Source organism: Variovorax sp. VRV01, from assembly GCF_014852545.1.
In the GTDB taxonomy this organism is placed as follows: domain Bacteria; phylum Pseudomonadota; class Gammaproteobacteria; order Burkholderiales; family Burkholderiaceae_C; genus Variovorax; species Variovorax beijingensis_A.
On the sequence record NZ_JACVBS010000010.1, the window covers coordinates 29,200 to 41,642 of the forward strand.

The window sequence follows — 12,443 nt, forward strand, 5'->3', positions numbered from 1 at the left end:
CATGCTCGTCGTCCGCGATCTCAACACCTACTACGGCAGCAGCCACATCCTGCGCGGCGTGCACGCCGGCATTCCGGCCGCCACCTCGGTCGGCCTGCTCGGGCGCAACGGCATGGGCAAGACCACGCTGATCCGCACGGTCATGGGTTACGTGCGCCCCGCCTCGGGCGAAGTGCAGGTCGACGGCCGCACCGTCACCGGCTGGCCGCCCGAGAAGATGGCGCGGCTCGGCATCGGCTACGTGCCCGAGGGCCGCGGCATCTTCCCGAACCTCTCGGTGCGCGAGAACCTCGTGATGAGCGAGCGCGCGGGCATCGACGGCCGCCGCGCCTGGACCTTCGACCGCGTGATGGCCACCTTTCCGCGCCTGGCCGAGCGGCTCTCGCACGGCGGCCAGCAGCTCTCGGGCGGCGAGCAGCAGATGCTCTCGATCGGCCGCGCGCTCATGACCAACCCGCGCCTGCTGATCCTCGACGAGGCCACCGAAGGCCTCGCGCCGCTGATCGTGGCCGAGATCTGGCGCGTGATCGGCGAGATCCGCGCGACCGGCATCGCCACGCTGATCGTGGACCGCGACTACCGCAAGGTGCTCGCGCATACCGACCTCGCGGTGGTGATGGAGAAGGGGCAGATCGTGCGGCATGGCGCGTCGGCCGACCTGCTGGCGGAGCCTCAGGCGCTCGAAGAATTGCTGGGCGTGTAAGGCGCTTCAGGCGGCCCGCTGCGCCATCAGGAAATCGATGAACACCCGCATGCGCAGCGGCACATGCCGCCCGTCCGGGTACAGCAGCGTGTAGGGCCGCGAGCGGCCCGCAAAGGGCTTGAGCACCTCGACGAGCGATCCGTCGGCGAGCTCTTTTTCCACCACGAAGCGGTAGGTCTGAAAGAGCCCGGCGTCGCTCCTGGCGAGCGTGACGCCGCCCAGCACATCGTCGGAGCAGCTGTAGGCACTGTCCGCGAAGACTTCGCGGTCCTTGCCGTTCTCCTTGAAGAGCCATGAGATGCGGCGGCCGCTGCTGGGCAGCTCGAACTGGATGCACTCGTGCGCGGAAAGATCGTCCAGCGTGCGCGGCGTGCCGACCTTCCTCAGGTACTTGCGGCTGGCCACCACCACCAGTTGCGCATCCTCGAGGTGGCGCGCAATCAGCGTGGAGTCGGGCTGGGCGCGCACCCGCACGGCCATGTCGTAGCCCTCTTCCACGAAGTCGATGTTCCGGTTGCTCAGGTGCACATGCAGCCGGATGTCGGGAAAGCGTTCGCGGAACGCGGGCAGCATCGGCAGGATGCGGTGATGGCCGTAGGTGGTGGGCACGCTGATGCGCAGCATGCCCGAGGGCTGCGCCTGCTGGCCCATCACTTCGCGCTCGGCCTCGGCGAGTTGCGCCAGCGCCTGGCGGCATTGCGCGAAGTAGGAGCGGCCCGCGTCGGTGAGCCGCACGCTGCGCGTGGTGCGCACGAAGAGGCGAAGCCCGAGCCGCTTTTCGAGCCGCGAGATCGAGCGGCTCACGGCCGCTGGCGTGACGCCGGCAGCGAGCGCCGCCGAGGTGAACCCGCCCGTCTCTGCTGCGAGGCAGAAGAGCTCGATGCTGCCCAGGAGGATGTCGCCGAACTGCCGCTGCATGGATTGATTACCTTGCGTATCAAGTGAAGTGCGAGTCTAGTGATTTATCTATTGCCGTGTCATCAATACAGTTCTCCCCACGTCATCAACTTCCTTTGGAGAACCGACATGCAGGACAACACATCCCCCACCGTGGTCATCACAGGCGCCTCGAGCGGCATCGGCCTGGGCCTCGCCGAGGCTTATCTGGCGCGCGGCTTCAACGTGGTCGCCAATGCGCGCACCGACGAGCGGCTCGCCGCCGCGGCGAGGCAGCTCGGCAGCCCTGCACGCTTTCTCGGCGTGGCTGGCGACATCGGCCAGCGCGACACCGCGCGGCAGCTCATCGACCGCGCCGTGGAGCGCTTCGGCCAGGTCGACGTGCTCATCAACAACGCGGGCATCTTCAATGCCAAGCCTTTCGTCGAGTACACCGAGGAAGAGCTGGACCGCATCGTGGCCACGAACATCAAGGGTTTCGTCTACGCCTCGCAAGCCGCTGCGGCGCACATGGTGCCGCGCCGCCAGGGCCATATCGTGAACATCACCGCGAGCCTCGCGCTGCAGCCGAACCTCAAGGTGCCGGCCCTGCTGCCGGTGCTGGTGAAGGGCGGCGTCAACGCCGCGACGCGCGCGCTGGCGCTCGAACTCTCGCCGCACAACGTCAAGGTGAATGCGGTGGCGCCCGGCATCGTCGACACGCCGCTGTACACGCCCGAGATGCACGGCTTTCTGAACGGCCTGGCGCCCGCCGGCCGCATCGCGCAGGTGCGCGAGATCGCCGACGCGGTGCTCTACCTCACGAGCTCCGACTTCACGACGGGCGTGGTGCTGCCGGTGGACGGCGGCATGAGCACGGGCACCTGGTAAGGAGCACACCATGCCTTTCATCAACCTGAAGATCACGCGCGACGGTGTCACGCGCGAACAGAAAACCCAGGTGATTGCCGAGTTCACGGAAACCCTCGAACGGGTGCTGAAGAAACCGCCCGAATGGACGCACGTCGTGATCGAGGAGATCGACACCGACGATTGGGGCTTCGCGGGCCTGACGACCACCGAGTACCGCAAGCGGTTGGCCGGTGGTGCGAAACCGGGCAGTGAAGGAACTGCGCCGGATTGAGCGGCGTGCCCGCGACGCGAGGGGCGTAAAACCTCCGTTCCACCGGGTTTCACCTCTCACCCCGGGGCATGCGGCAGTCGAATGATGTGCGGCTGCACGCCCCATGGATCCCCGCGGAGGCCGTGCGCACCGCGAGGTTGAGCATGACTTCCCTGCAATCGCGTCACATCGACAACGTCTACTCGATCGCCACCGGCACGGCACTGGCCGATCCGGCGGCGAGCCTGGTCCACAAGTCGTGGGCGCGCTGCGTGCGCGAGCACGGCCTCGACCCGACGAAGCCCAGCCCCGCGCGCATCCTGCCGGCGCAGGAGCTGCGCGCGCACCAGCAGCAGCTGGAGCATTTTTTGCGCGCGGCGCGCGCCGGCATGGAAGACATCTACCGCCGCGTGGCGGACCTCGGCTACATGGTGCTGCTGACCGACGCCGAAGGCATCACGGTCGACTACATCGGCAATCCGGCCTGGGACGACCAGCTGCGCCGCGCCGGCCTCTACCTGGGCGCCGACTGGAACGAAGCCCATGCGGGCACCTGCGGCGTGGGCACCTGCCTGATCGAGCGCCAGCCGATGACCTGCCACCAGACCGAGCACTTCGATGCCACGCACATCGCGCTCACCTGCACGACGGCGCCGCTGTTCGACCACAGCGGCAAGCTCACGGCCATTCTCGACGTCTCGGCGCTGCGCTCGCCCGAGGCCAGGGAGAGCCAGCACCTCGTGCGGCACCTGGTGTCGATCTACGCGCGGATGATCGAGGACGCCGATTTCCTGCGCAGCTTCCGCGGCCATTGGATCCTGCGGCTGGGCACGGCCTACGGGCTGGTCGACGTGGCCGGCGAGCTGATGCTGGCCTTCGACGAGGGCGGCACGGTGGTCGGCGCCAACAGCGGCGCGCGGCAGGCCCTGGCCGAAAACCCGCTGGGCCGCGAGCTGTCGCAGCTGCTGCACATGCCGATGGACGCGATCTGGCGCCTGGGCAACGGCGGCGCATCGGCCATGCCTTTCGCACACACCGTGCTGCTGCCGGGCGGCGGCGAATACCACGCCTCGCTGCTGGCGCCGCGCGTGCGGCGGGCGGCAGCGCCAGCGCCTGGCACGGCCCGCCCCTCCGATCGCCTGCCGCCGCTCGCGCGCATCGCCGGCGACGACCCGGCCATGCAGCAGCTTCTCGCGCAGGCGCGCCGTCTGGTGGACCGCGGCATCCATGTGCTGGTCGAAGGCGAAACCGGCAGCGGCAAGGAAGTGCTGGCGCGCGCCATGCACGGCGCAAGCGCCCGCGCGGCCATGCCCTTCGTGGCGGTGAACTGCGCGGCCATTCCCGATTCGCTGATCGAGAGCGAACTCTTCGGCTACACGCCCGGCAGCTTCACCGGCGGCCGCGCCAAGGGCATGAAGGGGCTGATCGCGCAGGCCGACCGCGGCACGCTGTTCCTCGACGAGATCGGCGACATGCCGATGGCGCTGCAGACGCGGCTTTTGCGCGTGCTGTCCGAAGGCGAGGTGCTGCCGCTGGGGGCCGAGTCGCCGCAGCGCGTGGACCTTGCGGTGGTGGCGGCCACGCACCGCGATCTGTGGGCGCTGGTCGCGGCCGGGCGCTTTCGCGAGGACCTGTACTACCGCCTGTGCGGCGCGGTGCTGAAGCTGCCGCCGCTGCGCGCGCGGCGCGACCGGCGCTACCTGATCGAGGCGATGTTCCATGAAGAGGCGGCGGCGATGGGCTCGGCCGCGCGGCTATCGGAGGCCGCGATGCTGCGGCTGATGGCGCACGACTGGCCGGGCAACCTGCGCGAGTTGCGCAATGTGCTGCGGCTGGCACTGGCGCTCTGCACGGGGGCGAGCATCACGCCCGAGGAGTTGCGCCTGGCGCCGCATCGTCCGTCGCTCGACCGCGGGGACACATCACCCACGCCGGCAGACGACGGCGACAGCGCCGCCGACGCCACGCGCCTGCTCGACGCGCTGCAGCGCCACCGCTGGCATGTGGCGCGGGCCGCACAGGCGCTCGGCATCAGCCGCGCCACGGCGTACCGCCACATGAAGCGCTTCGGCATCGTGGCGCCGCAGCGCGGCTAACGCCTCAGGATCCGCTCGACGGCGCGCACGGCCGTGCCCAGGCCGTCTTCCGCGCGCATGCGTTCGCCCAGCGCGCGGGCCCGCGCGCGCACCTGCGGGTCATGCGCAAACGCGATGCCGCGCGCCAGGTCGCCGGCGCCGAACCGGGCACCCGCCACCGCGGGCGGTGCCACGCCCGCCTGCGCGAGGTGGTGCGCCCAGAACGCCTGGTCGCCCGCGAAGGGCACGACCACCGAGGGCACGCCCGCGCGCGCGGCCGAGTGGCTGGTGCCCGAGCCGCCGTGGTGCACCACCAGCGCCATCTGCGGAAACAGCCAGTCGTGCGGGGTGTCGCCGATGGCGTGGAAGTTCGGTGGCAGCTGCCGCGCATCCAGGCCGCTCCATCCGGGATGCAGCACCGCGCGCCGGCCGGCCACGCCCTCGACGAGGGCCGCGAGCAGCCGCGCCTTGTCGAAGCCCGTCATGCTGCCGAAGCCGATGTAGACGGGTGCCTCGCCGGCCGCGAGAAAGTCGCGCAGCGCCGGCGGCGGCTGCCAGCCGGGCGCGGGCGCGAGCCACTGGCCGCACACGGCGGCGTTGGCGGGCCAGTCGGCCGGGCGCGGCAGCAGGCTCGGCGAGTAGCCGTAGAGCACGGGGTGCGTGGTCCACAGGCGGCGTCGCGGCGGCAGGCCGCAGACCTCGGCGCGCGCGGCATTCACGGCCGGCCGGAAGGCGCGCCAGAGCAGCCCGTTGACGAGATGGTGGCTCGCGCGGTTCAGGAAGCGCGGCACGCGGGCGGGCGGCAAAAAAGGCGAAGCGAATGCGGCCGTCGGCGTGAGCGGGAACATGCCCGCGCCAATGGCGGGCACGCCCAGCGCCTCGGCCGCCGACAGGCCCACGAAGGCCGCGAGCCCCGCGCAGACGACGGCGTCGCAGCCCTGCGCGGTCTCGATGGTCTGGCGCAGCCAGGACGTGGCGTTGGCATTGGCGATGTCCGCGAGCGCCTTCGCGGCCGCGGCCGGTTTGTCGCCCTGCGCGACGACGCTGCCGAGCGCCTCGCGCATGTCGCCGGCCAGCGCCTGCGAGCGCACGCCAAGCCGTTCGGCCGCGCCGAGCGTGGTGGCGTCCGCCAGCAGCACCGACGCATGGCCCGCGTCGTCCAGCGCGCGGCACAGCGCAGCGAGCGGCCGGGCGTCGCCCTCGGTGCCGTAGGTGAGCACGGCGAGTTTCATGAGGAGCGCCTCCTTGCAGGGGGTTTCGGCGCCGCGCGTGCGCCACGGGCGAAGAGGTCGACGACCACGGCGAACTCGTCGCGCAGCACCAGGCCGGGCAGCGTGAGCCAGCGCATCAGCGCGCCAAAGTACAGGTGGTGCAGCAGGCTCGCAAGGTGCGCGGCCGACACGTCGGTGCGCAGCGTGCCCGCCCGCTGGGCGGCGGCGATCAGCGCTTCGAACAGCCCCGACAGGTCGCGCGGCGTGCTGCGGTCGCCGCCGCCGAGTTCGCTCTCGATGTTGAGGAAGCGAAAGCGGAAGTAGTCGAGCAGGTAGGCCCGGTAGCGCTCGGACCACTCGGCCGACGCGTCGAGCAGGCTGGCGAGCTGCACCGCGAAATCCGCCTTCGGATCGACCGCCTCGTGCAGGCGCTGCACATCGGACACGAGCTCAAGGTGCACCCAGTGCGCCAGGATCGCTTCCTTGGTCGGAAAGTGGTTGTAGAGCGTGCCCTTGGCCACGTCCGCCCGCTGCGCGATCTGCTCCATGGTGGTCGCGTCGTAGCCCTGGGCTTCGAACAGGCGCATGGCGGTGGACGCAACGTGGTCGAGCGTCTGGGTGCGCCGGCGCTCGCGGCGGCCTGGGGGGTCGGGTTCTGTCACGGTGTGGGCCCTTGAATTTAAACGCCGTCCAATTTTATACGACGTTCAAATTCTCATGCGCTGTCTCAGTCTCGGTGAGACAGCAACAGGCGCCTGCGACAAAACCCCGGCCAGGCCCTTGATTCTTCGTCCCGTTCCGCACGGCACGAAAGCTGCGCCACGAATCCCGCGTGCGCCTTGCTGCGCCGCGATTCGATTCGACTCGTTCAACGACACACGGAGACATGCAATGACAGACCCGACCACCGCCCCCACCCGGGCCGCCGCCACCTGGCTCGCCGACTTCGCCGCCGCGCTCGCACGCGGCGACATCGACACGGCCGTCTCGCTGTTCGAGGCCGACAGCTACTGGCGCGACCTCGTCGCCTTCACCTGGAACATCCGCACGCAGGAAGGTGCCGATGCCATCCGCGCGATGCTGCAGGCGCGGCTGGCCGACACGCAGCCCGCGGCCTTCGCGCTGGAGGGCGAGGCGACCGAGGCCGATGGCGTGGTCGATGCCTGGTTCACCTTCGAGACGCGCGTGGCGCGCGGCCGCGGCCATCTTCGGCTGCGCGGCGGCAAGGCCTGGACGCTGCTCACCACCATGACCGAGCTCAAGGGCTTCGAGGAAAAAACCGGCGAGAACCGCATCAAGGGCGCGGAGCACGGCGTGCACAAGGGCCGCAAGAACTGGCTCGAGAAACGCCGCGACGAAGAGGCCGCGCTCGGCTACACCGAGCAGCCCGAGGTGGTGGTCATCGGCGGCGGCCAGGGCGGCATCGCGCTGGGCGCGCGGCTGCGCCGGCTGGGCGTGCCGACCATCATCGTGGAGCGCAACGCGAAGGCCGGCGACTCCTGGCGCAAGCGCTACAAGTCGCTGTGCCTGCACGACCCGGTCTGGTACGACCACCTGCCCTACATGCCCTTCCCGGACGACTGGCCGGTGTTCGCACCCAAGGACAAGATCGGCGACTGGCTCGAGATGTACACCAAGATCATGGAGCTCAACTACTGGAGCTCCACCAACGCGAAGAAGGCCCGCTTCGACGAAGCCACGCAGCGCTGGGAGGTGACGGTGGAGCGCGAAGGCAAGCAGGTCGTGCTGCGGCCGAAGCAGCTGGTGTTCGCACTCGGCGTCTCGGGCTACCCGAACGTGCCGAAGATCGCGGGCGCGGAGAACTTCAAGGGCGACCAGCACCATTCGAGCCAGCACCCCGGGCCCGAGGCCTATGCCGGCAAGAAGTGCGTGGTGCTGGGCTCGAACAACTCGGCGCACGACATCTGCGCGGCGCTGTGGGAGCACGGCGCGGACGTGACGATGATCCAGCGCTCGTCCACGCACATCGCGCCTTCGCAGTCGCTGATGGAGCTGGCGCTGGGCGGGCTCTACTCCGAGCAGGCCGTGAAGAACGGCATCGACCACCACAAGGGCGACCTGATCTTCGCCTCGGTGCCCTACAGGATCATGCACACCTTCCACATCCCGGTGTATGAGGAGATGAAGAAGCGCGACGCCGACCTGTATTCACGGCTGGAGAAGGCGGGCTTCCTGCTCGACTTCGGCGTCGACGGCTCGGGGCTCTTCATGAAGTACCTGCGGCGCGGCTCGGGCTACTACATCGACGTGGGTGCCTCCGAGCTGGTGGCCAACGGCAGCATCCACCTCAAGAGCGGCGTGAACATCGAGCGGGTGAACGAGCGCTCGGTCACGCTGACCGACGGCACCGAGCTGCCGGCCGACCTGCTGGTGTACGCCACCGGCTACGGCTCGATGAACGGCTGGCTGGCCGACCTGATCTCGCCCGAGATCGCCGACAAGGTCGGCAAGTGCTGGGGCCTGGGCTCCGGTACGCCGAAGGACCCGGGTCCCTGGGAAGGCGAGCTGCGCAACATGTGGAAGCCCACGCAGGTCGAGAACCTCTGGTTCCACGGCGGCAACCTGCACCAGTCGCGCCACTACTCGCAGTTCCTGGCGCTGCAGCTGAAGGCGCGCATGGAAGGCATCGACACGCCGGTGTACGAGCGCGCGCCGTCCTACCACACGCGCTGAGCGGGCGGCTCATTCACTGATGAAGCGGCGCAGCCCTTCGAGATCGACCACGGTGATGCCGCCGTATTCGATGCGAAGGAAGCCCGCTTCCCTCAGCCGGTTCAGCGCCGCGTTGCAGCGCTGGCGCGACACGCCCGAAAGATTGGCGATCTCCTCCTGCGAGGTCTGCAGGTGCAGCTCGCTGCCCGGATACAGCCACGGATGGAACAGCCCCGCCAGCGCGCGGGCCACCTGGCCGTCGGCGTCGAGCAGCCGGTGCGCCGCGTAGTTGCCCATGAACCAGTGCAGCCGCTCGTTGAGTTGCTGCAGCAGGAAATGATCGAAGCCGCGCTGCGTGCGGTGCAGCCACTCGAAGGTCTCCAGCGGCAATTGAGCCACGCGGCTGGGCCGCAGGGCAATGACGTCGGCCGAGCGCGGAGCGCCGCGCAGCAGCGTGCCTTCGCCGAACCAGCTGCCCACCGACAGCCCGCCGAAGGTGACCGAGCGGCCGTCGCTCGAGGTGATCGACCACTTGAGCAAGCCTTCGAGCGTGCCGTACCAGTGCAGCGGCGTATCGCCGCGCCGGCACAGCGCGGCGCCGGCCGCGACTTCGACCTCGCGGATCTCGTCGAGCACGCGTTCGCGCGCCGTTTCGTCGAGCAGCGGATACCAGGCCGAGCGCTGCAGCAACTGGGGAATCGTCAGCGATGCCGCCTTGAAGGCCGGCTTCGTCGTGGCCATGAAATGAAAGCTCCTGGGGCCCGGGTGCGTAAACCCTGAGCCCAAATGTCGTCGCAATGACTGAGTGTGCCTGCGCCGCCAAAAATAATAGCGCGCCCCTCATGAAAGAAGACACCCAGGAGATCCGGAGCATGTCGTCGAAGCGCAAAGTGATCGTGACCATCGCCCCCACCGGCGGCATGGCGCACAAGTCGCAGAACCCCCACCTTCCCACCCAGCCCGACGAGATCGCGGCCGACGTGCTGCGCTGCTGGAACGCCGGCGCGAGCGTGGCCGCCATCCATGCGCGCCGCCCCGATGACGGCGCGACCTGCGACGCGGACGTGTACCGCGACATCAACAGCCGAATCCGCAATGCCGGCTGCGACATCGTCATCAACAACTCGACCGGCGGCGGCGTGCACGGCGACATGGTGAAGCCACTGGCGGGCGATCGCTGGGAGATCGCCTGGGAAGAGCGCATCAAGGGCATGGACGCGGGCGCCGAGATGTGCACGCTCGACGCGACCACGCTGAACCTGAGCTTCGAGGGCAAGCAGATCCTGATGGACACGCCCATCACCCGCGGCCGCGAGCTCGCGGCCGGCATGAAGGCGCGCGGCATCAAGCCCGAGTGGGAGGTGTTCAGCCCCACGCACATCCTGCAGGACACCATCACGCTGATCGAGGAAGGCCATGACGACGAGCCCTACTTCATCAACCTGGTGATGAACGTGCACCGCAACTTCCAGAACGCGATGCCGTATTCGCCGCGCTTCCTGCAGATGATGGTCGACACCCTGCCCAAGGGCAGCATCTTCGGCGTGAGCGGCATCGGCACCTCGCAGCTGGAAGCCAACGTGGCGGCGCTGCTGCTGGGCGGCCATGCGCGCGTGGGGCTCGAAGACAACCTCTACTTCCGCCACGGCGAGCTGGCCACCAACGTGCAGCTCACCGAACGCATCGTGCGCGTCATCCATGAGCTCGACATGGAAGTGGCCACGCCGGCCGAAGCAAGGCAGATGATGGGGCTGCCGCGCAGAAGCGGCCCGCGCCCCGAATTCGCGCCGCGCTGAAGCGGCCGTTCACCCCGCCAGAACATCGAAGGAGACATCCATGAACACCCGCCGCCGCTTCCTCCACACCCTGGGCGCAGCCACTGCGCTGGGCGCCCTCTCGCCGCTGGCCGCGCTGGCCCAGGCGCTCGAGCAGGTCAAGATCTACTACGGCTTCCCGGCCGGCAGCGCCGGCGACAGCGTGGCGCGCCGCGTGGGCGAAAAGCTCGCGGGCTCGGCCTACTGCCGCAACGCGGCCGTGGTCGAGAACAAGCCGGGCGCCGGCGGACGCATTGCGCTGGAAACGCTCAAGAGCGCGCCGGCCGACGGCAGCGTGCTGGCGCTTTCGCCCTTCTCGTGCACCTCGATCTATCCGCACATCTACAGCAAGCTCAGCTACGACCCGGGCAAGGACTTCGTGCCGGTGTCGATCGCCGCCGTCATGCACCATGGCCTCGCGGTCGGCCCGCTGGTGCCGCCCGAGGTGCGCACGGTGAAGGACTTCCTCGCCTGGGCCAAGGCCAATCCGAACCAGGCCAGCTACGGCTCGCCCGCGGCCGGCTCGACGCCGCACTTCATCGGCGCACTGCTGGGCCTCCACAACGGCGTCGATCTCAAGCACGTGCCCTACCGCGGCTCCATTCCCGGCGTGACCGACGTGGTGGGCGGACAGATCGCCGCCATGGTCACGCCCAGCGGCGACTTCATTCCCAACCACAAGGCCGGCAAGCTGCGGCTGCTCGCCACCTCGGGCAAGGCGCGCTCGCCTTTCTCGCCCGAGGTGGCGACCTTCGCCGAGCAGGGCTTCGCCGAGTTGACCACCGAGGAATGGTTCGGCTTCTACGCGCCGGCCAGGACGCCAGCCAGCGTGGTGGCAACGGCCAATGCGGCGATCAACGCGGCCATCAAGGAAAAGGTGGTGACGGACAGCCTGGCCGTGGTCGGCCTGATCGCCCAGGGCTCCACCGCCGAAGAGATGGCGCGCTCTCAGCGGGCCGAGGCCGAGCGCTGGGGCCCGCTGGTCAAGAAGATCGGCTTCACGGCGGACTCCTGAGGCGATGCAGATGGAACCGACTCCGAAACGCGTGGCGGTGGTCGCCACCGGCGTCATCGGCGCCAGCTGGGCCGCCTACTTCCTCGCGCGCGGCCTCTACGTGGAGGCCACCGACCCCTCGCCCGATGCCGAGGCGCGGCTGCGCGCGGCCGTGGCTGCGCACTGGCCCACGCTCGAACGCTTCGGCCTGGCCAGCGGCGCCTCGGCCGGGCGGCTGCGCTTCCACGCGCGGCTCGAGGATGCGGTGGCCCAGGCCGACTTCGTCCAGGAAAGCGGCCCCGAGCGGCTGGATTTCAAGGTCGACCTGTTCCGGCGCATGGACGAGGCCGCGCCGGCCCACGCGATCCTGGCGTCGAGCTCCTCGGGGCTCGCGATCAGCGCCGTGCAGGCCGAGTGCAAGCACCCGGAGCGCGTGGTGCTGGGCCATCCCTTCAACCCGCCGCACCTGATCCCGCTGGTGGAGGTGGTCGGCGGCGCGCGCACCTCGGACCAGACCATCGAACGCACGATGGCCCTCTATGCCGCCATCGGCAAGCGGCCGATCCACGTGAAGCGCGAGGTCAAGGGCCACATCGCGAACCGGCTGCAGGCTGCGCTCTGGCGCGAGGCCTTCCACCTGGTCGATGAAGGCGTGGCGAGCGTGGCCGACATCGACACCGCCATTGCGCACGGCCCCGGCCTGCGCTGGGCGGTGATGGGGCCGTTCATGAACCTGCATCTTTCAGGCGGCGCGGGCGGCATCGAACACGTGCTCGCGCACCTGGGCGGGCCGATCGAGGACTGGTGGAAAGACCTGGGCGCGCCGTCGATGACGGAAGAACTCAAGCAGAAGGTGGCCGAGGGCGTGGCCGAGGAACTGGGCGCGCGGCGCGTGGCCGAGCTGGAGGCCGCGCGCGACATCCTGCTGTTGGACCTGATTCGCGCGAAGTCCGAAACCGGCAGACTCGATTGAA

12 protein-coding genes are annotated in these 12,443 nt (G+C 69.5%); 8 read left to right on the top strand and 4 right to left on the bottom strand.

From position 1 onward, the window contains the following. Position 1: 1 nt before the first annotated feature. Positions 2–703 carry an ABC transporter ATP-binding protein gene (locus IB278_RS18520; protein ID WP_124960284.1) on the top strand — a complete coding sequence of 234 codons (702 nt, stop codon included), beginning with the start codon at positions 2–4 and terminating at the stop codon, positions 701–703. Between the two features lie 6 nt (positions 704–709). Here the strand turns inward: IB278_RS18520 and IB278_RS18525 are convergent, their stop codons facing one another. Beyond that, positions 710–1,621, bottom strand: a complete 912-nt coding sequence (locus tag IB278_RS18525) for a LysR family transcriptional regulator (protein WP_192324746.1) — start codon at positions 1,619–1,621, stop codon at positions 710–712. Positions 1,622–1,729: 108 nt separating this feature from the next. Between IB278_RS18525 and IB278_RS18530 the strand changes: the two genes are divergently transcribed. The 3 genes from IB278_RS18530 (at position 1,730) to IB278_RS18540 (ending at position 4,798) form a co-directional block, all read left to right on the top strand. Beyond that, positions 1,730–2,470 (top strand): SDR family NAD(P)-dependent oxidoreductase, encoded by a 741-nt coding sequence (locus IB278_RS18530; protein WP_192324748.1) that lies wholly within the window; start codon positions 1,730–1,732, stop codon positions 2,468–2,470. Positions 2,471–2,480: 10 nt separating this feature from the next. Next, positions 2,481–2,723, top strand: a complete 243-nt coding sequence (locus tag IB278_RS18535) for a tautomerase family protein (protein WP_192324750.1) — start codon at positions 2,481–2,483, stop codon at positions 2,721–2,723. A gap of 143 nt (positions 2,724–2,866) precedes the next feature. Further along, a complete protein-coding gene (locus IB278_RS18540) occupies positions 2,867–4,798 on the top strand; it encodes a sigma-54-dependent Fis family transcriptional regulator (protein WP_192324752.1) in 1,932 nt (643 codons plus the stop codon). Here IB278_RS18540 and IB278_RS18545 read toward each other — a convergent pair. Next, positions 4,795–6,009, bottom strand: a complete 1,215-nt coding sequence (locus IB278_RS18545; protein ID WP_192324754.1) for a glycosyltransferase — start codon at positions 6,007–6,009, stop codon at positions 4,795–4,797. The two genes, IB278_RS18540 and IB278_RS18545, sit on opposite strands and share 4 nt — an antisense overlap. Further along, on the bottom strand, positions 6,006–6,650 hold the full coding sequence (locus tag IB278_RS18550; RefSeq protein WP_261380196.1) for a TetR/AcrR family transcriptional regulator: 645 nt from the start codon (positions 6,648–6,650) through the stop codon (positions 6,006–6,008). The genes IB278_RS18545 and IB278_RS18550 overlap by 4 nt, the downstream gene beginning before the upstream one ends. Before the next feature lie 229 nt (positions 6,651–6,879). Here IB278_RS18550 and IB278_RS18555 point away from each other — a divergent pair, with 229 nt between their 5' ends. Then, the gene (locus tag IB278_RS18555) at positions 6,880–8,682 is read left to right on the top strand and encodes an NAD(P)/FAD-dependent oxidoreductase (protein WP_145738812.1); all 1,803 of its coding nucleotides are present in this window, start codon (positions 6,880–6,882) and stop codon (positions 8,680–8,682) included. 9 nt (positions 8,683–8,691) lie between these two features. On the opposite strand, the gene IB278_RS18560 is transcribed toward IB278_RS18555, so the two are convergent. After that, a complete protein-coding gene (locus IB278_RS18560) occupies positions 8,692–9,402 on the bottom strand; it encodes a Crp/Fnr family transcriptional regulator (protein WP_145738814.1) in 711 nt (236 codons plus the stop codon). A gap of 101 nt (positions 9,403–9,503) precedes the next feature. Between IB278_RS18560 and IB278_RS18565 the strand changes: the two genes are divergently transcribed. The 3 genes from IB278_RS18565 to IB278_RS18575 are packed head-to-tail and all read left to right on the top strand — an operon-like array spanning position 9,504 to position 12,442. After that, positions 9,504–10,457, top strand: coding sequence for a 3-keto-5-aminohexanoate cleavage protein (locus IB278_RS18565; RefSeq protein ID WP_225613008.1), 954 nt, complete (start codon positions 9,504–9,506; stop codon positions 10,455–10,457). Positions 10,458–10,497: 40 nt separating this feature from the next. After that, complete coding sequence (locus IB278_RS18570) at positions 10,498–11,490, top strand: Bug family tripartite tricarboxylate transporter substrate binding protein (RefSeq protein WP_192324756.1); 993 nt, start codon at positions 10,498–10,500, stop codon at positions 11,488–11,490. Positions 11,491–11,500: 10 nt separating this feature from the next. Next, a complete protein-coding gene (locus tag IB278_RS18575) occupies positions 11,501–12,442 on the top strand; it encodes a 3-hydroxyacyl-CoA dehydrogenase NAD-binding domain-containing protein (RefSeq protein WP_192324758.1) in 942 nt (313 codons plus the stop codon). Position 12,443: the final 1 nt, after the last annotated feature.